This window comes from Microcoleus sp. CAWBG640 (genome assembly GCF_020883015.1).
GTDB lineage: Bacteria > Cyanobacteriota > Cyanobacteriia > Cyanobacteriales > Microcoleaceae > Microcoleus > Microcoleus anatoxicus.
On sequence record NZ_JAHRFC010000007.1, the window covers coordinates 72,101 to 92,532 of the forward strand.

Sequence of the window (20,432 nt, forward strand, 5' to 3'; positions counted from 1 at the left end):
GTGCCCGCCCCCCTCATCCACTTAAGATAGCCTAAAGACCCGCTGCACAAACTGCCGCTCCAATCAACCCTACATTGCTATTCAAAACAATGTGAACTGGTATCATTTCCAATAGCGAATCCATCCGCCCTTTGTGGGTAAACGCCCGCATAAAACTGCCTTCTTCCATCAGTGGCAAAATTTTAGCAGCAATGCCACCAGCGATGTACAAACCGCCGTAGGGTAAAAGGGTAAGACCCATATTTCCCGCCACAGCGCCGTAAGCTTCTACAAACATTTGCATAGTTTGTTCCGAAAGTCGATCGCACTTTTCCAGTGCCGCCTTGGCAATTGTCGCTCCGGGATCGACCGTTTTTTCAGTTTTCCCAATTTCTGACTCCCATTGTTTAATAATTTTCCCTACCTCCGCTGATTCCGGCGCAAATTTTATGTCCCGCAAAAACTGATAAATTGCCACAATTCCCTGGCCCGAAACTACTCGCTCGATGGATATTCTGGGAATGTCGTGTTTTGCTAACAAATATTTCAGCAATTGAAACTCCAACTCGGAGCGAGGTGCAAAGTCACCGTGTCCCCCTTCGGAAGAAAAAACTCTGAGCCCATTGGTGTCGGGAATAGCAAAACATTTGCCCAAACCAGTACCCGCACCAATCACTGCAATTGGATCGCGTTCTCGGAGTTTTCCGACTTGCAAAGTGTGCAAATCTGTCCCATCCAAACCAGACACGCCGTAGCCAATGGCGACAAAATCATTAATTAAACTAACGTGAGATATTCCTAATTCTTGTTCGAGACGCTTTACCTCAAGCTGCCAAGGCAAATTCGTCAGTTTGGCAGTATTGTTAAGGACAGGGCCTGCGATCGCAAAACAAGCTGTTTCCGGTACTGGTGCCAAGTCCAGCTTCACAGCAGCTTCCGCCAAAAAATGCTGCACCATCGGCACTAAATCTGGAAACTCTCCACTGGGATAGCGCAACTCATAAAGAGGTTTCATTTCACCCTCAACAGTCTTTTCCACTAAGCGTAAAATCGTCTTAGTTCCGCCAATGTCACCAGCCAATAATAATGCCATAAACCTCCGATTAAACCAACTGTTAACTGTTAACTGTTAACTGTCAACTGTTAACTGTCAACTGTCAACTGTCAACTGTCAACTATAACTATCCGTCCTCTGAATTGCCAACCAAGCCCGCAGCACCTCAGCGACTGTCCAAGCTTGTGCAGTGCAGCCCCTTGGGGAATGGGGTGCATCGCCCTCAAAAATTTCACCCAAACTGCCAACTCCGCCAGCTAATATATGATGTGCCATTGGTGCTAGGAATTCGCGAGCTTGTGCTGGGTCTTTGTATACCTGCAAGTGAGCCAACACAAAGGGCCCAATCAGCCATCCCCAAACCGTGCCTTGGTGATAGGCGCTGTCGCGCTGCAATGGATCGCCTCCGTAGTCGCCCCGATACTGCGCGTCTTCCGGCGAGAGGCTGCGAAGGCCAACGGAAGTCAGAAGTTGTTGAGCGCAGGCATCTACCACGCCCCGACATCGATCGGGCGTGAGTAAAGGTGTATACCGCGGCCCATGCTTAGCCCCCATCTCTTTTGGTGACAAGGAGTTGGGCGATGGCAGACAACTTGAGTCTAGGGGTAGAGACACGGCGAATATCTGGTTGGGCCGCAGTCGGTCATCATGTCCGTCTGGGCCGTCGAGAACATCGTAACAGTAACCTTTCCTGTCGTTCCAGAAACGAGTGAATCCGGCTGCTGTGCCACGGGCTAATTTCTGGTATTCATAGTCAGGTTTTCCCAATTTTTGAGCAAAACTGACCATTGCTTGTATGGCATTGTACCAAAGAGCGCTGATTTCGATCGGCTTACCAATCCGCGGTGTCACCACCCAATCGCCGATTTTTGCGTCCATCCAAGTCAGTTGCACCCCCGTTTCCCCGGCGTAGATCAAACCGTCCTCGGCATCGAGGTGGATGTTATACCGAGTACCCTTGATGTGCCAATCCACAATCTCACATAATGTCGGCCAGAGTTCGGTCAAGAGTTCGTCGTCTCCGGTGTCATCTATGTAAGCGCGAATTGCTTCAAAGTACCACAGGGTCGCGTCTACGGTGTTGTATTCCGGGGCACCACCGCGATCGGGAAAGCGGTTTGGCAACATCCCGCGATCGACATACCGCGCAAAAGTTCGCAGGATCGATCGAGCAATGGACGATCGCCCCGTACACATTGTGAGACCTGGTAGAGCAATCATCGTATCCCGCCCCCAGTCGCTGAACCAGGGATATCCGGCGATGATAGTTTTGCCCTCCGGTTCCTCTGGTAGCGGGCGACTGACGATAAATTGGTCGGCGGCTAGCACTAAGTGATTTATCCAATCGGGATTTTTTCTCACATTTGACCATTTTTCCAGCACTTCTTGGTCATAGGTGCGACGGATTTCTAAAGCGATATCGCCGTTTAACAGGGGATTTTTCTCTGTGCTGGCTATCAAAGTGAGAGAGTTTCCCGGTGCGATCGCAAAATGGAAAGTCGCTGCGTGCAGATGATCCTCACAACACTCCAATCCCCGCCGCCTTTCGGCTGCGAGGTCAAATCCGTAGTGCCAATTGTATAAGGGCGTAGAAACTCGAAATTTCGCCTCTGGTGGGGCATCAGTTAGCAGGTAGAGGGGTGCAGCTTTGTTAAATGCAGTCACACACACGCCTTTTTCCACTGTTTCTAGACCGATTTGCCAATCGTCCGCCGTGGTGATGTGGTGATAGTCGCGATAGTCGATCAGGGCCTTGACAGCCAGGGCGATCGGTTTTGAGGCGCGGTGCAAACGATATTGAATATACGTTGTGTTAGCACTTTGTTGCATCCAAATCCGCTTTTCTAGGATAGCGTCCGCCAGCGCAAATCTCCAAACAGGTGTCGTACCTTCCAGGTGAAAGCTTTCGATGTAGTTGTAGCCGTGGGGTTCGATCGTCCCGTCGGCCCAGCGATTTGTATAAAGAGGATAGGCGCGATCGTGATACACCGCCGTCTCGTCCAGTTTGGCGAGCATCAAAGTGCGTCCCAGCGGGGGTTGGAGTGCAGCCACCAGCAGACCGTGATAGCGACGAGTGAGGAGATTGGCGATCGTCCCACTAGCATAACCGCCGATCCCGTTTGTCACCAACCATTCGCGAGACTCCGCCGAGTCCAGATTGCAGCAGATTTCCCGTCCAAAAGCAATAACCATAGGAATACACTCGCTGACTTGTCATCTACCTTTAGATCTATTTTAAACATTATTTTCCCCAAAAATAGTCACCCTTAAAGAGGACTAATTTGGCGATCGGGCAAACCAGATTCATGCTTTAATGTAAATGGAATCCACTACTAATTTAGCCGAAGCCAAAAATTGTAAATGTGGTTCAGTCTAAAGTTAGTTGTCTGTTACTCTTTTAAGTTATATTACTTGTAAAACAGGCTGGTTGGCGATCGGGGCTCAACAGACCTATTGCCAAAATAGCATTTTTAGTCATACCGCCAACCTATGCGATCGGGAACAGAACTTAAAATGAAGATAGGAGCAAACTACCTTGGCAACAATCAATGCGAATTTACTGTTTGGGCCCCCACCCTTAAACAAGTAGCAGTTCAACTTGTTTCCCCAGACAAACGCCTGCTCCCCATGCAACAATCCGCCACCGGGTATTGGCAAACCACCGCTACAGATATCCCACCAGGAACCCTCTACACCTACCAACTAGAAGGCAACATCCACAGACCAGACCCCGCCTCCAAATATCAACCCCAAGGCGTACACTCCCCTTCCCAAGTCATAGATGAAAGCGCCTTTACCTGGACAGATAAAGATTGGCAAGGCGTGCCACTAGCAGAAACCATCATCTATGAACTCCACGTCGGCACATTCACCGAAGCCGGAACCTTTGAAGCCATAATTCCCCAACTAAAGCAACTCAAAGAACTGGGAATCAACGCTCTAGAAATTATGCCCGTCGCCCAATTTCCAGGCGATCGCAATTGGGGCTACGATGGCGTATATCCCTACGCAGTCCAAAACTCCTACGGTGGTCCCGAAGGCTTCAAAAAACTGATCGACGCCTGCCACAAACAAGGTATTTCAGTAATTCTTGATGTAGTTTTCAACCACCTCGGCCCAGAAGGAAACTATCTCCGTGACTTCGGCCCATACTTTACCTCCAAATACGGCTCAATTTGGGGAGACCCCCTCAACTTCGACGACGCCTACAGCGATGGAGTCCGCCACTACTTTCTGGAAAACGCCCTATACTGGTTTCGAGACTATCACATCGATGGCCTGAGACTCGACGCAATTCAAGCAATATTTGAAGTAACTGCCAGACCGTTTTTGCAAGAAATAGCCGATGCCACCTACGACCTTTCTCAACAGTTAGGACGGCAACTTTATTTAATAGCAGAAAGCGACTTAAATGATGCCCGCGTTCTGCGTCCTAAAGAACTAGGAGGATTCGGACTAAATGCCCAGTGGTGCGACGATTTCCATCACGCACTGCACGCACTTCTCACAGGAGAAAACGACCGATACTACCAAGACTTCGGCAAGTGCGAACAATTAGAAAAATCCTACCGAGAAAGCTTTGTTTACTCCGGTCAATACGCCCCCCACAGAAAGCGAAAACACGGCAGTTCTGCCCAGGATGTACCAGCCCATCAATTCGTCGTATTTTCCCAAACCCACGACCAAATCGGCAACCGTATTTTGGGAGATAGACTTTCAAAAATAGTTGATTTTGAAGCCCTCAAACTCGCCGCCGGCACTGTCTTAAGTTCTCCCTACATTCCTTTCCTATTTATGGGAGAAGAATACGGAGAAGAAGCACCATTTTTGTACTTCGTTTCACACTCCGACGAAAACTTAATTGAAGCGATTCGCAAAGACAAACAACAAGAATTTAAAATCTTTGAAGGACGAGGCGAATTTCAAGACCCCCAGAGTCCAGACAGTTTCCAAAAGTGCAAGTTAAACTGGGAACTACCAACAAAAGGCAAACATAAAATTCTCTGGGAATGGCACCAACATTTAATTCAACTGCGGCGCACCATACCCGCCCTTAAAAAACTGGATAAAACCAGCCTAGAAGTTTCCAGCATCGAAGCAGAAAAAATCTTATTTCTACGTCGGTGGACAGATGACAGCCAGATATTCTGCATTCTAAACTTCAACCAACAACAGGTTGCTTTTACGCCAGAACTTCCCCAAGGCAATTGGAAAAAGATTTTAGACTCTGCTGAGGCAAAATGGATGGGGCCAGGTTCCACCTTGCCAGAAAAAATAACTTCTGACCCAGAATTGATTGTCACACCCCATAGTTTTGCGCTCTATGAATTAGATTAAAACAGGAGGCAGAGCCTCTAGATATCTGTTCTCAGGCTCTTCCTAGAAACCAGAAAGAAGTATTTTATCTCTGGTTTCTCTTGTCTCTCTCGTTCCCAGGCTCAGCCAGGGAATGCAGTCCCGGAGGCTCAGCCTCCTCTTTATCTCTGGTTTCTCTCGTTTCTCTCGTTCCCAGGCTCAGCCAGGGAATGCAGTCCCGGAGGCTCAGCCTCCTCTTTAAAATAAAAAACCATAAAAAATTAGGAGTAAAATTCTCTGGTTTCTCTCGTTTCTCTCGTTCCCAGGCTCAGCCAGGGAATGCAGTCCCGGAGGCTCAGCCTCCTCTTTAAAATAAAAAACCATAAAAAATTAGGAGTAAAATTAACATGATGCGAATTCCCACAGCAACTTATCGGATTCAATTTCATGCAGGCTTTAACTTTGAAGCCGCCAGACAAATCGTTAGCTATCTAGAAGAATTAGGCATTACCGACTTGTACGCTTCACCAATATTTAAAGCCAGAAAAGGCAGCAGCCACGGCTACGATGTAGTTGACTCAAATCAGCTCAATCCCGAATTAGGAACCTCAGAAGACTTTGAAGCACTCACCGACGAAATCCACAACCGAAAAATGGGATGGTTGCAAGATATCGTCCCAAATCACATGGCTTACGACACTCAAAACTTGCTGTTGTTAGATGTATTGGAACACGGACCAGATTCCGACTATTTCGATTACTTCGATATTGAATGGGATCACGGTTACGAACATCTCAGAGGTCGAGTGCTGGCTCCGCTGCTGGGTAATTTTTATGGAGAGTGTCTCGAAAATGGCGAAATTAAACTAAAATACAACGACCTGGGGTTAAGCATCAATTACTATAGCTTAAAATTGCCAGTCAAAATACAATCCTACGCGAATTTCATCAGTCATAACTTGGGACATTTAGGCCGCGAATTAGGCAGACGTCATCCTGATTTTATCAAGTTTTTGGGAATTCTTTATCTGATTAAGAATATTCCTTCAGAAACCAAAGGAAAAGAAAGATACGATCAGATAGCTTTTGTCAAAGGACTGCTGTGGGAACTCTACAATCAAAATCCGATTGTTAAAGAATTTATAGATGAAAATATCAATTTTTTTAATGGAGAAAAGGGGAATCCCGAAAGCTTTAACCTACTGGATGATTTGCTGTCCGAGCAGTTTTACCGTCTGGCTTTTTGGAAAGTTGGTGCAGAAGAAATTAACTACCGCAGATTTTTTACTGTCAACGAACTAATTTCGGTAAAAGTCGAAGATATAAAAGTTTTTCATAAAAATCATGCTCTGATCTTCGACTTGATTGAAGAAGGAAAATTTACGGGATTGAGAATTGACCATATCGACGGACTTTACGATCCCACAGAATATTTAAAACGGCTGAGGCACAGAATCGGTGATATTTACATCACTGTGGAAAAAATTCTCGAACACAAAGAAGATTTGCCCTCCTACTGGCCCATTGAAGGAACCAGCGGTTACGACTTTTTGAATTACGTAAACGGCGTTTTTTGTAGGTCCGATCGCGAACAGCAATTTAGCGATATATATTACAGATTCACTAGGCTCAGCGTCCCCTACGAACAGTTGTTTATAGATAAAAAAAGGCTAATTATTGAGAAAAACTTGGCGGGAGATGTAGACAATCTCGCTCAACTTTTGAAAAATATATCCGGTCAATCTCGACAGGGAAATGACTTTACTCGCCCAGGCTTGGAAAAAGCCTTGTCAGCAATTTTGGCAATTTTTCCAGTTTACCGAACTTACATTAATCAAGAAGGCTTGAGAGAGTCCGATCGCACTTATGTAAAAGATGCGATCGCCAAAGCCAAACAACAAATCCCACTGCTGCTAAAAGAACTTAATTTCATCGAAACAATCCTGTTGTTGGAAGCAGAAGAAACCTTAACAACAGAACAAAAAGAGCAGCGACGCCACTTTGTGATGAAACTCCAGCAGTTGACAGGCCCTTTGATGGCAAAAGGCATTGAAGACACACTTTTATACGTCTATTACAGACTGTTATCACTCAACGAAGTGGGAGGAAACCCCAGTCAATTCGGCGTCTCCCTCACTGAATTTCACCAATTCAACCAACATCAGCAAGCAGTGTGGCCGCACAAAATGAATGCCACGGCTACCCACGATACCAAGCGTGGCGAAGACGTGCGCGCCCGAATTAACGTACTGTCAGAAATCCCCGATGAATGGGAACAGCAAGTCAAATCTTGGAGAGAGTTGAACTCTTCCAAAAAAGTCAACTTGGTGAATCGTATGGTTCCCGACACTAATGATGAATACTTCTTTTACCAAACCTTAATCGGTAGTTTCCCGTTTGAAGAAATCGAAAATACCGACTTTATTGACCGCATGAAAGATTATGTGATCAAAGCCGTCCGCGAAGCCAAAGTTCATACTGCTTGGCTGAGACCGGATAACGAATACGAGACTGGCTTTATGACTTTTGTCGATCATGTTCTCGAACCTGGTGAACAAAATCAGTTCCTCAAAAAATTCGCACCTTTCTGGAAAAAAGTAGCTGATTATGGAATTTTAAATTCCTTATCTCAAACATTGCTAAAAATCACCGCTCCTGGTGTCCCCGATATTTATCAAGGTACGGAATTTTGGGATTTAAGCCATGTCGATCCAGATAACCGCCGTCCAGTGGATTTTGAGCGCCGAATTCAGGTGTTGCAGGAAATTAAACAACAAGCTCAAAGTGACATTTTGCAACTGATTGAAGATTTGATATCAACCAAAGAAGATGCGAGAATTAAGTTGTTTTTGACCACCAGAGTTCTCGAAGCCAGAAAACAATACTTGAAAGTTTTTCAAGCAGGTAATTATCAGCCACTGGAAGTAGTTGGGAGATTTAAAGATAATCTCATCGCCTTTGCCCGCAGCTACGAAAATACAACAGCTATTGTCATTGCTCCTCGGTTTTTGACTGGGATAGTCAAGGCAGAAGAAATGCCACTAGGCGAAAAAGTCTGGAAAGATACGAAGCTAGAATTGTCCGAGGAAATGCCGTCTGTTTGGAAAGACGCGATTACAAATCAGATTGTAGAAAGTAACGGTCAATTAGCAATTGCTGAAGCTCTGAATTACTTTCCTGCGGCTTTATTGATTGGTGAAAACAGCAATTAAACTTATAGGTTGCGTCAGTTGTAGGGTGCGTCAGATATTGATTATTTCGATTTCAACAGGTTGTTTGGAACTGACGATCGACCGGACATGATATTATTTATCCCTGTAGGATGTTGACAAGTACATGAGAATAGTGTAAATTATATTGTCAAGGTCAATAAAGCAAAAGTGAATCTGTGCTGTACGGCTGTGAGGGCTGGCAGCTTTAAAGTTTGAATCAATTTTAATAAACACAAAACCTAGTTCGGGACGGATGTGAGGTTCGCGGGGCTGGGGAAGTGGTGAAGATTGCATGAATTGCGATCGTCTTTTTTCCGGCTTTATGTTTTTGGCAAACAATTAGTTTTTTAAGAGAGCTAACAATGATCCGATGGCAATCAATGACTGGCGTGGTAATGGGCGCGATCGCGATCGGCAGCCTAGCTTTGAACGCTAAACCCAGCCAAAGTCAATCAGCATCAGGCTTTATGTGCGATGCCTCCTCCGGTTCGCCCGCGACGGTATACCAAAATCGCCAAGGGGCACGGGAGGTTTGGATTAACTGGGTTTCCGACTACTTCCGCGACTCTGGCTACGATCCCATGACACGATGTCGGGAAGTCAGCGGGCGCTTGGAAAGTTTCCGCCAAAACAAACAGCTAAAGTATGTGACAGTTGGCTACATGAACGGACAGCGAGTCATTTGCACCGCTAGTCAAGTCAACGGGCGCTGCGACGGCTTGATTTATACACTCAAACCAGGTCAAGACTCGGTTCGCACATTGTATCAATTCATGGGGTTGCGGGAGGGACAAGCGGGTGTACCTTCCCTGTCTGAAAGCGATGCGATGCCCTACATTGACGCGCGCCCACGGTTAGGGGAAGAAGGCGGCAACTCCGTAGCACCTCCTGCGCCGGCTAACAATCAGCCTGCACCGGTCAATAATCAGCCTGCACCTCAACAGCCTACTGGCGGTGGAATGCGGGAGCTTTAAGGTGAGCAAGTTGCTACGCATGGTGGCAATTTGTGCGATCGCGGCGAGTCTTTTTCCAATAAGAATCGCCGCTCAACCTGTGATGGCGAATTATGGGGTTGCTGACAGTCAAACTGCCAATATTGAGCGTTTGGCGAGGTTGATGACGGTGCGAATTTTAACACCGAATGCTTCTGGTTCAGGGGCGATCGTTCGGCGACAGGGGCAAGTTTATACGGTGCTGACGAGTTGGCACGTTGTGGCGTTCAGCCAGCAGCAGACGATTATTGCGCCGGATGGCCAGAGGTATCGGCTTTTGAGAGCGCCGTTGCAGTTGGGAAATGCGGATCTGGCGATCGTCCAATTTCGCAGTTCCATTCAGTATCAAGTAACCAGAATTAGCACTGATTTATTAACAGTAGGAGAACCCGTATTTGCCGCAGGATTTCCGATGTATCGGGGAGGTAGTTCAACTACTACTTTCGACCAAGGAATTCGAGCATTTCGGTTTACTCAAGGCGTTGTATCAGTGCTGCCGCCAAAATCCCTCGCTCAAGGCTATCGTTTGGGTTACACAAATGATATTGCTGTCGGGATGAGTGGCGGGCCAATTTTTAACAGTCAGGGGTTATTAATTGGCATTAATGGGCGGGTAAAAAATCGCGACCCAGATTTTGGAGTTTATGCCTTTGAAGATGGAACAGAACCGTCAGGGAGAATGTTAGAGCAAATGGTTAATTCTAGTTGGGGAATTCCGATTAGTACCTATTTGCGATTTATTTCGTCTTACAGTCGATCGTCGAATTACCCACTATCCGCCAGGGATTAAAATCCCTGGCTAATAGCTAAAGTCCTCTAAAGAGGACTGAATTTTACGGTTAGTCCACTTAAGTGGACTTATGCTTTGAGACAGGGATTTCAATCCCTGTCGGATCGGCGAGAAAGTGCAAGATATTTAGTTTCAGATTATCAACGGAGTTAGTTTATGAATTTAGGTTTTAATCGGTCTAATTACATTCCCGGCATTCTAGCCGGAACGGTAGCGGTAGCAACAATTGCGATCGGTCAGCCCGCAATGGCAAAAACGGCTAGAGAAGTAGCTAAAATTGCCGTTCCTACTACAGTACAAATTAATAATACTCTAGCTACTGACAAAGGCGGTTCTGGGGTAATTATTGCTAAGAAAGGCAAGATTTACACGGTGTTGACGGCGAATCATGTGGTGATCAATCCTAATTCCGAGTACGTGATTGTTACTTCTAAGAAGAAAGAGCATAAAGTGACGGAAGTGAAAGGTTTTCAGAATAATGACATCGGGCCGGATTTAGCAATTGTGATGTTTGAGAGTGACGAGGAATATTCAGTTGCACCGATTAGTAATTCCGATGAAGCCGAAATCGGTTCAGGGGTTTATATTTCGGGGTATCCTTTGCCTGCGGGTGTGGGTAGTCAAGAACGGGAATATCAGTTTACGAATGGGCAAGTTACTAATGTGCGATCGAGTAACGATCAAGGATATACGATGCGTTACGACGCAGTGACGCGGCGAGGAATGAGTGGCGGGCCTGTTTTTGATGTTAGCGGCCGAGTGATTGGAATTCACGGACAGGGAGATACAGTTGGTCGAGTGCAAAATGAGGCTGGGGGAAGGCAAGAAGAAGTAAAAACGGGGTTTAATTCAGCGATTCCGATTAATACTTTTGTGGGGATGATGTCGCAGGTGGGGATGGAGAAATCTGCTTTGAAGGTGGATGAGAAACCTGCGGAAAATGCGGATGCGGAAGAGGTAAAACCAGGGGAGGCGCAGGGTTGGTTTGCAGATTTTGGTAAAGAGATAGTTAAGGATGTGATTCAGAGGGGAATTCGGAGACTTTTGCCATTTTAGAGTTGTAGGGGCAGGGCATCGCCCGCCCCTACAGGGTTAATTGGAACATTATTTAATCATTGAATTGAGGTAAATTATGCGTCGTATTCGTATTTTTGCTCTGGGTATTGTCAGTTTTTTCGCTTTTTTAATGAGTGCTTTGCTGGCTCCGGGTACGTTTATAAATCGGGCTTTATCGGCTGCACTTTGTACGGTTTTTAGTTTTAATTCTACTATTTGCACGGTGAATTTAGTTAATTCGTCCGATCGCGTGGTGGCGGCGACTCCGCCTGCTGTGGAAAGGAATATTGCGGATTGGTTGGTGCAGCGAGCTCCGGGGGAGTTTGATGATGCACCGAGTGTGCGGCCTGGGAGTAATCCGCAGGCGCCGCCGTTTCCTCAAGATCCGGGGCCGAATCAGCCATTGCGTCCTGATTTTGATAACCCAACGGGACAGACAACCGTCACCACACAAGTACCTAACTTAGAAGGTATATGGCTATATGCTGGAAGTTATCAACCAGATTTTTCAGGTTTGGTGGTTGGGAAGTTTATGAGGTTTTCAGTGGTTGAGGGAGCTTTGAGGATTGACAAATGTTCTTCTAATTGTAGATCTGAAATTCAATATCCGGTACTCAACAACAGTAGGGTTCCTTTTGAGCAAATGCTTGAGGTAGATTTTGCAGATGACGATATGAAGATTAAGCTTTTTCCGAACAAAGATTTCACTCTTTTTTTGGGTAGTGCAGACAAGGTTGAAAAACAAAATTCTCAGGTGATTTACTTTTTTCTTTCAAAATTAAGTCAATCAAAGTATCCTGTAAGAAATAATAGACAGAGAAAAACTAGCAATAAAGAAGAAGTTTTTCTGCTTGCTAGTAACATTAATAAGAGTAAGCTAGAGATCGGGAAGAAACAAGAAGTTTTTCTGCTTGCTGGTGGTATACCTAATTATAAAGCGAAATGGGGTGCCAACCCAAATTTTGATAATTTTGCATCCGGTGCAGAAAGAGCAAATTCAACAGCTAATCAAGCTGAAGCAATGTTGCAAACAGGAAATGAGGTTGATTATTTTACTCGGGAAAATCCAGATACTCCCAAGTCTGGATTCGGTGGAAAAGGGCCAAATAATCCAAACAATAATCCATCACAAAACGGTAATCGAGGAGGGAACAATGGCTCAGGAGGGAACGGTAATCAAAGACGCAACAATAACTCGAATACGGGTACATCTAGAGAGGAGCAAGCAATTCAATTAGGTCAGGATCAGGCACCTCAACAGATAGATTTATTACAGGGAGGTGTCAAGAAAATAGGAGATTCAATGCAATCGATCCTGAATAATGTGGGGACACAAAAAAATACTATTGCTGGTGTGGCCGTTGGTGTTGGCGGAATTGCTGCTTTGGGATCAGGAAATGCCAACGCATCAGAGATGGGAAATCCCGTAGATGACGCGGCTCAAACTGCGGCATTATCTGCTGCATCAACTTATTCCAGGGAAAGAAATGGAGACTATTCTGGACTTGGGGAACAAGCCGCTAGAAATCGTTCTGAGGATACTGCTTCTGCTGCGGCTCGTGAAGCACTGGGCACGATAGAAGGTAAAGTCATTGGCAATGCCTCATCGTGGGGCGAGCCACATCTCACAACCTTTGACGGTCAAAAATACGATCACCACGCAATCGGTGAGTTTGTCCTGACCCGATCAAAAGACAAACACTTCGAGGTACAAGTTCGCGAAGCTCCCTATGGATCGAGCTCATCGCTGGGAATAAATATCGCCGCCGCTATGCGAGTCGGCAACGATCGCGTCGCCATCTATTCCCAAGATTTCCCTGATAACAACACTCAAGATCCCTTGCGCGTTAACGGCAAAACCATTTCAGGGGAAAAACAAAACCTATCCGGTGGTGGCTTTGTTGCTCGCACGGGCAGTGGCAGCTACCTCGTGCAGTGGCCCAGTGGTGAGCAAGTAAGTGTGAAGATTTTTAACAAGCTTGTTGAAGTGACACCGGGCGTAACCGAAGGCGATCGGGGTCAACTCGAAGGTTTACTCGGCAACTTCAACGGCAACCTCTCAGACGACTTTATGACTCGTGATGGTCGCGTCATTGCAGAAAATAAAGAAGCGATGAACATTGCCCGATCAGTATTAAGTAACTTTGATGTTAGCCGCTGGATTCCTATTCCACTCGACCCACTGACCGAAGCTTTTTTAGACTCCATTCATCGGCAATTCGGCGATAGTTGGCGGATTTCCCAAACAGAATCACTGTTTGATTACCCCCCTGGCAAAAATACTGATAGCTTCACTAATAAATCCTTTCCTAATGGTTTCAAGATATTGCGGATGCTTGCCCCCCAAGCCGTACAACTTGCGGAAGAAACTTGTCGTAAAGCTGAAGTACCGAGCGAACGCCTAGAAGGATGTTTATTTGATGTGGCAGCCAGTGGCGATGTCAGCCTTGCCAGTGTCGCTGCTAACATCCTTAAAAACGAAGTTAAGCAACGAGTTGAACAAGAAATTCGTAATCGCGTTCCGATTCCGATTCCTTTACCCTTCTAATTCGCGATCGCTCTTTTCATCCCCTTTCAAAAAAGAGCGATCGCCCCTAAAGATATTATGAGGCGATCGCTCTTTTGTGTGGAAGGGCGACCCCTTATAACCACCTATTAGTGAGATTGCTTAGGTGCAATTTCAAATCCTAGTTCAGATACATAAAAACAAACATCAAACTCTGCCAAAAAATTTAACCTTCCTAAAATGAGCGGCATATTTCTTTGTCTAGTCCAAGCAAAAGCCAAGTTAACTGGTGCAAACCTGCTGACTGTCCCTGACAACAACAAAGCCCTAGCCTCGATATTTGCCAGATTTCCAGATAAAGAAATAACAAAGGTTTGTTCGTCCCAAACAGCCCCTAATTGTAAACCAATTTCATAAGGCAAAACATTCATGCTTGCCCCAGTATCCAGCAACCCCATCATTTCAATTGACTGGTTTCGATAGCTTAATATTATCGGTAAATAAGGCGCATAAGATACCTCGCCAAAGCGATCGAATTTAGAGGCAAAAGAGTATTTTTCACCATTAAGCATTTTGCAGTTGCTTTTGTTCCTCTAAAAACTGTGCTAATTGACGTGCTCCTTCATCGGAATTATGCAACATCTCAAAATAATTATCTTTCGACTCTAAGTTAGCCAAACCTTCTTCTTTTGCTAACTCAGAGACCAAAAATTCTATTACTCTTAATTTATCCACACGAGATAAATTACTAAGCAGAGGAAATAGTTGTGCAATTGGCATAATTAAAATTTCCATTTTCTTTTGTGAGGTGCGATCGCCCTTATTCTATGCGCGTTTATCTGTGGTAAAAAAGGGCGATCGCCTTTATTTATCTGGTCTTAAACACTGGCATAATGTTTAGCGATTAACTCTCTAACTAACGGTAATAACTCAAAAGGAATTTGGACAAACGCTTGATCTTTATTGTCAAACGCTGCTTCATCTTCTGCTACTGCTTCATCTTCTGACTGTCGATCGTAATGTTCGATCGTTTGGCGTACTCGCTGTTCATCCCAATCCAAGGGAAATTTATTTTGTGTTGCCATATTTACCTACCACGTTGTCGGCGTTTATAAGCACTCAAAGGTTTACCTGTTAACTCATACGCTGTTATAACAAAAGCGCTATATGACTCAGGTTCAGGAACGTAAACTATCTTAAGATAACGGCCATCTATAGTTTGACCAATAGCTACCCGCGTACCTTCACGCCCCAAACGATCCTCACCTGGCTTTCTCAGTATATCCTCAACTTCTACCTCATTGACTCCATGCTCATAGATATGAGGTAAATCAGTTTCAGGATCTATATAAAAGCGCAAATTCATACATTAATTCTTTTTTTAAACAGATTAACCCCAATCTAATATAGCATAAAAATTGGCAATGTGATGTATAAGGAGCTATGAAAATGAAATTTCCTTTGTTTAAAAGAGTAGCATTACGAACCGATGTACCCAAGTACAAACTCTGTCGAGGAGATATTGCCACTATTGTTGAGCATCATCCCCACCCCGATGAGGATGGCTACAGTCTCGAAGTTTTTAATGCTTTAGGTGAAACTATAGCTGTAATTACCTTAGCTGAGTCGCAAATTGAACCGTTGATGTCTAATGAAGTTTTGCGTGTCAGGACTTTGACCGAGGCTGCATGAACAGTCCTGGACGCACGGGCGGTCCGAAACCGGGTTTGTTACCAAATTGCCAAGGGATGCGAATCTGACTCCCAAGTAATAGAAGAGACATCTCCCATAATTATACTATTTCTCTAAAATCGTGCAATAATCTTTGACCCTCCCTAACCCCCCCTTATAAAGGGGAGGGACAAGACTAATGTTGCATTCTTTTTTTAAATTGGTATTATTGTGGAACAGGCAGGATGCCTGTTCTTGACAAGCTTTTTAGGAGATGTCTAAGTAGCACTGAAGTTATTGAGGCGTTTGGAACTAGAGTCGGCCTACCGAGAAGCATCTCTAGAAAATGACCCGGATTCGGACGTGACAGTTGCAGATGGACTGACAGATGAAACCTGTTGAAATTTACTATGCAAACCTCAGCCCTGCGGTGGGTTCCGAGATGGATAAACGCCGTCCCATATTAATAGTCAGCAATGATGCTAATAACCGTGCTGCAAATATTGCATTTATACTTGGATTAAGGGTGATATATCTGCGGCAAAAAAGAGCGATCGCTCTTTCGTGAAAAATAGGCGATCGCTTTTTTGGTTGGTACGGGCGATCGCCCTTTTCTAACTCCTCTTCTTTGCGATGCGCTAAGTAAAAGATGAACAGCCGCTAAGTTTATAGCACACACAGGCAGAACAGCCAAAAAAGCGATCGCCCCTACCAACCACACAAAATTTATACAACAAAGACGGCAAATACAACAAAAATTATACGGTTTGCCACAATACCCCGATCGCTCAAACCCCGTACATTAGGAAGAGTAAAGAAAAGCAGTCAACAACTGTAGCGCTGCAAAGCCGATGAATGCAACCGTCCCTCACAGGTTCGGTAAACACGCCTTCATCCCAAGGTCTAACCGCCCGCAGTATAGAGATAATCACCCTATCGAAGACTGTATTAAAGCAGGACTCACTATCCGTACACCTACCCAGGTGAAATCGCAGTCCTGAATAACCAGACTATCACACAGATAGAAAACCAAAATTTTGTAGAGATTGGAGCCGGAACACCCCTATGGGAAAAGTAGTTGGAATTGACCTAGGTACGACAAACTCCTGCGTCGCAGTTATGGAAGGCGGCAAACCCACCGTCATTGCCAACGCTGAAGGGGGTCGCACCACACCTTCCGTCGTAGCATTCACCAAAAATGGCGATCAACTTGTCGGACAAATCGCCAAGCGTCAAGCCGTGATGAACGCCGAAAACACCTTTTACTCAGTAAAACGGTTCATCGGCCGCCGCGTTGACGAAGTAACCCACGAAACCACAGAAGTTTCCTATAAAGTCCTCAAAGTCGGAAACAGCCTCAAACTCGACTGTCCCGCCCGCGGCAAGCAATTTGCGCCAGAAGAAATTTCTGCCCAAGTTCTGCGCAAACTGGTAGAAGACGCCAGCAAATATCTAGGCGAAACTGTCACCCAAGCAGTAATTACCGTTCCCGCTTACTTCAACGACTCCCAGCGCCAAGCTACTAAAGACGCTGGCAAAATTGCCGGGATTGAAGTGCTGCGGATTATCAACGAACCTACAGCAGCAGCTTTAGCCTACGGGTTAGATAAAAAGAGCAACGAAACCATCCTCGTATTTGACTTAGGTGGCGGTACCTTCGACGTATCGATTCTGGAAGTCGGCGACGGTGTATTTGAAGTATTGGCAACTTCTGGAGACACTCACCTTGGTGGTGACGACTTCGACAAAAAAATTGTGGATTTCATCGCCGGAGAATTCCAAAGAGCCGAAGGCATTGACCTCCGCAAAGACAAACAAGCACTGCAACGCCTGACAGAAGCAGCAGAAAAAGCCAAGATTGAACTGTCTAGCGTTACCCAAGCAGAAATCAACTTGCCATTTATTACCGCGACTCAAGACGGGCCAAAACACTTGGACACCACCTTGACCCGCGCCAAGTTTGAAGAACTCTGCTCGGATTTAATCGATCGCTCTCGCATCCCCGTAGAAAACGCAATTCGTGACGCCAAACTAGACAAATCTGCAATTAATGAAGTTGTCTTAGTCGGCGGTTCTACACGCATTCCAGCCGTGCAAGAACTGGTCAAAAAAATCCTCGGCAAAGACCCCAACCAAACGGTAAACCCGGATGAAGTGGTAGCAGTTGGTGCCGCCATTCAAGCAGGCGTACTGGCAGGCGAAGTCAAAGACATCCTGTTGCTCGATGTTACTCCCCTGTCCCTCGGTGTCGAAACCTTGGGCGGCGTGATGACCAAAATCATTCCCCGCAACACCACTATTCCTACTAAGAAGTCAGAAACTTTCTCGACTGCTGTAGACGGCCAAACAAACGTGGAAATTCACGTTTTACAAGGCGAACGGGAAATGGCAAACGACAACAAAGATTTGGGAACATTCCGCTTAGATGGAGTACCCCCAGCTCCCCGTGGCGTCCCTCAAATTGAAGTTACATTTGATATCGATGCTAACGGTATTTTGAATGTAGCTGCTAAAGATAAAGGTACTGGTAAGGAGCAATCTATTAGCATCACTGGTGCTTCCACTTTGCCCAACAATGAAGTTGAGCGCATGGTGAAGGAAGCCGAATCCAATGCGGCTGCTGACAAAGAACGTCGCGAACGGATCGATCGCAAAAACCAAGCTGATTCTCAAGCCTATCAAATCGAGAAGCAGTTGGCAGAATTGGGTGATAAAGTTCCCCCATCTGACAAAACTAAGATTGAAGGGCTGCTTAAGGACTTGCGCGAGGCGATCGCAACCGAAGATGACGATCGCATCAAAACCCTCACAACCGAGTTGCAACAAGCATTCTACGCTGTTAGCAGCAACCTGTACCAGCAAGCAGGTGGCCCTGGTGGCCCTGGTGGCCCTGGTGGCCCTGGAGACGGCGGCCCCACAGGCGGCGGTGACGATGTAATTGATGCCGACTTCACTGAAGGCAACAAATAGCAGGCTAAACTAACAGCCATCAGCTAGAATTAGGAAACCCGGTTTTGAATAGAAACCGGGTTTCTCAGTGTTATGAAAAATGATACCAATTCCGGTTGTATCGGAATGATTTAACCGCGAAGGCGCTAAGGACGCGAAGGAAGAGAAGAGAGAGTTTAATACAGCACGATGAAGAGAGGGTTTTATATGATTAGGCGATCGCAATCGCTTCTACAAAAATTTTCGTCCTCCTCCGCGAACAAAAAAATAAAGTCAGGAGTAATCTAAATGTCTCGTTCTCCTATACAAAATTCATCCCCAAACACTACCAACAAATCCCATGTTGCATCCTTGCGCCGTCTCCGTCGCATCAGCAATTTACTAGACAATGCAATTCCCATCCCCGGCACCAAATACCGGATTGGACTCGATCCGATATTGGGACTGATACCGGGTGGCGGTGATTTAATCAGTTCCATTTTTGCAGGTTATGTTGTGTTTAAATCTGCCCAAATGGGAGTGCCACAAGAGACTTTAGTACAAATGGCCGCTAACATCGTGTTTGATACAGTTGCTGGGACTGTACCCGTGGCTGGAGATTTGTTGGATGTTGCTTGGAAGGCTAATGTCAAAAATATAGAATTGCTGGATGCTCATTTAGGTTCCCCTGAACCTGCTGGGAAAAAAGCTGATTGGTTATTTGTGGCGGCTTTACTGTTGGGTTTGGCGTTAATTGTTGCTGGTGTAATTTTCTTGAGCGTGCTGTTTTTTGGGTGGGTTTTTCGAGCATTTACAGGGGGTTGAGAATGGATAGACAAAATACACCTAGTGCAAGCAGCAGCACTACGCTATTTACAGCAGTTCTAATAATTTAGCAGTAGCGTTGACAACGATTTGAGCAGAACCGGCGAAAAAAGGTCGATCGATCGTGGCTAGGGTATCGCTAGATTGGTGATAATGGGGCGATCGCAAATTAGCCGTATCTGTCACCAAAACAGCACCAACTCCCTGATACCAAAAAGGCGCATGATCGCTGCGCAAAACATCGGGGGTCAGTACCCCTTTCAGAGGAACTGGTAGCGTCACTATCGGTGGTAAACCTGCTTTTCTCGACTCCGCAAAACTACCCAATAACTGCGGATGTTCCGCATCACCAATCACTGCGAGAAACTCACCCACGTTGCGAGAAGTCACCCCCGCTGCATCCAGAAAAGCTTCCGGTGTCAACCCTTCGGGATATCGCTGACATCCGGCAGTATGGCAAGCATAACCCACCATATCCAAGACTACAACTCCCTGCAAATTTTTTAACCGCGCGGGACTACTGGTAAATGCTAAACTACCTAAAAGTCCGATTTCTTCTCGATCAAAAAATGCCACTTGTAGTGTCCGACGTGTGGGACGGGCTGCTAGCAGTCGTGCTACTTCTAAAGCTACTGCAACTCCGGTAGCATTATCATCAGCACCGGGTGATTTGAGTACAGTATCGTAGTGGGCGGCGACGAGAATTGCACCGGCTGTTGAGTCTGTACCTTTTCTTTCGGCGAAGATGTTAGTTCCTCTCTCGAAGGGTTGCAATTGGGGGGAAAATCCTACTATTTTCAATTGTTCAGAAATGTAATTTCTGGTGAAAGATCGATCGCTCTCTCGATCCCGTTCTCCGGCTAAATTTTCCAGGTGTTTCCACAAACGAGACTGGTCAATTTGGGGAAAATCCACTGCTTTTTTGGTAGCAGGAAGTGGCGAAGCAGAGGGGTTTTGGGAAATGGTAATATTGCCTCCCCTCCCAACTTCGGCTACTGGTGACAAATGCTGCCACGAATAGGAACCCAAACTGGCAGCTCCAATCGCAAATATAAATACAAGTATCCAAATTAATTGTTTCATTAACAGGTAAAATTTTGATGCTGTCAGGAACGAAAACCTA

17 protein-coding genes are annotated in these 20,432 nt (G+C 45.7%); 10 read left to right on the forward strand and 7 right to left on the reverse strand.

The window, feature by feature from the left end; all coding sequences use genetic code 11:
• Positions 1-31: 31 nt before the first annotated feature.
• The gene (locus AAFP11_RS05770; protein ID WP_341736161.1) at positions 32-1,072 is read right to left on the reverse strand and encodes a glucokinase; all 1,041 of its coding nucleotides are present in this window, start codon (positions 1,070-1,072) and stop codon (positions 32-34) included.
• 78 nt (positions 1,073-1,150) lie between these two features.
• Entirely contained in the window at positions 1,151-3,226 is a 2,076-nt protein-coding gene (locus AAFP11_RS05775) for an amylo-alpha-1,6-glucosidase (protein WP_341736162.1), read from the reverse strand.
• 321 nt (positions 3,227-3,547) lie between these two features.
• Here AAFP11_RS05775 and treZ point away from each other — a divergent pair, with 321 nt between their 5' ends.
• The 6 genes from treZ to AAFP11_RS05805 all read left to right on the forward strand — a co-directional run bounded on the left by treZ (position 3,548) and on the right by AAFP11_RS05805 (position 13,927).
• Positions 3,548-5,371 carry a malto-oligosyltrehalose trehalohydrolase gene (treZ, locus tag AAFP11_RS05780; RefSeq protein WP_341736163.1) on the forward strand — a complete coding sequence of 608 codons (1,824 nt, stop codon included), beginning with the start codon at positions 3,548-3,550 and terminating at the stop codon, positions 5,369-5,371.
• Positions 5,372-5,739: 368 nt separating this feature from the next.
• Complete coding sequence (gene treY / locus AAFP11_RS05785; protein WP_341736219.1) at positions 5,740-8,541, forward strand: malto-oligosyltrehalose synthase; 2,802 nt, start codon at positions 5,740-5,742, stop codon at positions 8,539-8,541.
• A 362-nt stretch (positions 8,542-8,903) separates the two neighbouring features.
• Positions 8,904-9,515, forward strand: a complete 612-nt coding sequence (locus AAFP11_RS05790; RefSeq protein ID WP_341736164.1) for a COP23 domain-containing protein — start codon at positions 8,904-8,906, stop codon at positions 9,513-9,515.
• A gap of 1 nt (position 9,516) precedes the next feature.
• Positions 9,517-10,323 (forward strand): serine protease, encoded by an 807-nt coding sequence (locus AAFP11_RS05795; RefSeq protein WP_341736165.1) that lies wholly within the window; start codon positions 9,517-9,519, stop codon positions 10,321-10,323.
• A gap of 156 nt (positions 10,324-10,479) precedes the next feature.
• Positions 10,480-11,379, forward strand: a complete 900-nt coding sequence (locus tag AAFP11_RS05800; RefSeq protein ID WP_341736166.1) for a serine protease — start codon at positions 10,480-10,482, stop codon at positions 11,377-11,379.
• A 76-nt stretch (positions 11,380-11,455) separates the two neighbouring features.
• Positions 11,456-13,927 carry a VWD domain-containing protein gene (locus AAFP11_RS05805; protein ID WP_341736167.1) on the forward strand — a complete coding sequence of 824 codons (2,472 nt, stop codon included), beginning with the start codon at positions 11,456-11,458 and terminating at the stop codon, positions 13,925-13,927.
• Between the two features lie 107 nt (positions 13,928-14,034).
• On the opposite strand, the gene AAFP11_RS05810 is transcribed toward AAFP11_RS05805, so the two are convergent.
• The 4 genes from AAFP11_RS05810 to AAFP11_RS05825 all read right to left on the reverse strand — a co-directional run bounded on the left by AAFP11_RS05810 (position 14,035) and on the right by AAFP11_RS05825 (position 15,251).
• The gene (locus AAFP11_RS05810) at positions 14,035-14,457 is read right to left on the reverse strand and encodes a retroviral-like aspartic protease (protein ID WP_293274773.1); all 423 of its coding nucleotides are present in this window, start codon (positions 14,455-14,457) and stop codon (positions 14,035-14,037) included.
• Positions 14,450-14,680, reverse strand: coding sequence for a hypothetical protein (locus tag AAFP11_RS05815; protein ID WP_341736168.1), 231 nt, complete (start codon positions 14,678-14,680; stop codon positions 14,450-14,452). The genes AAFP11_RS05810 and AAFP11_RS05815 overlap by 8 nt, the downstream gene beginning before the upstream one ends.
• A gap of 83 nt (positions 14,681-14,763) precedes the next feature.
• Entirely contained in the window at positions 14,764-14,970 is a 207-nt protein-coding gene (locus tag AAFP11_RS05820; protein ID WP_236507057.1) for a hypothetical protein, read from the reverse strand.
• Positions 14,971-14,972: 2 nt separating this feature from the next.
• Entirely contained in the window at positions 14,973-15,251 is a 279-nt protein-coding gene (locus tag AAFP11_RS05825) for a hypothetical protein (protein WP_293176988.1), read from the reverse strand.
• Between the two features lie 83 nt (positions 15,252-15,334).
• Here AAFP11_RS05825 and AAFP11_RS05830 point away from each other — a divergent pair, with 83 nt between their 5' ends.
• The 4 genes from AAFP11_RS05830 to AAFP11_RS05845 all read left to right on the forward strand — a co-directional run bounded on the left by AAFP11_RS05830 (position 15,335) and on the right by AAFP11_RS05845 (position 19,309).
• Positions 15,335-15,577 carry a DUF4926 domain-containing protein gene (locus tag AAFP11_RS05830; protein WP_194068057.1) on the forward strand — a complete coding sequence of 81 codons (243 nt, stop codon included), beginning with the start codon at positions 15,335-15,337 and terminating at the stop codon, positions 15,575-15,577.
• A gap of 367 nt (positions 15,578-15,944) precedes the next feature.
• Entirely contained in the window at positions 15,945-16,124 is a 180-nt protein-coding gene (locus AAFP11_RS05835) for a type II toxin-antitoxin system PemK/MazF family toxin (protein WP_341736169.1), read from the forward strand.
• A 497-nt stretch (positions 16,125-16,621) separates the two neighbouring features.
• Positions 16,622-18,526: a molecular chaperone DnaK gene (dnaK, locus tag AAFP11_RS05840; protein ID WP_341736170.1), complete on the forward strand. Its 1,905-nt coding sequence runs from the start codon at positions 16,622-16,624 to the stop codon at positions 18,524-18,526.
• Between the two features lie 267 nt (positions 18,527-18,793).
• A complete protein-coding gene (locus AAFP11_RS05845) occupies positions 18,794-19,309 on the forward strand; it encodes a DUF4112 domain-containing protein (RefSeq protein ID WP_341730901.1) in 516 nt (171 codons plus the stop codon).
• Positions 19,310-19,357: 48 nt separating this feature from the next.
• Here AAFP11_RS05845 and AAFP11_RS05850 read toward each other — a convergent pair whose 3' ends face one another.
• Positions 19,358-20,392 (reverse strand): M28 family peptidase, encoded by a 1,035-nt coding sequence (locus tag AAFP11_RS05850; protein ID WP_341736171.1) that lies wholly within the window; start codon positions 20,390-20,392, stop codon positions 19,358-19,360.
• Between the last annotated feature and the right edge of the window lie 40 nt (positions 20,393-20,432).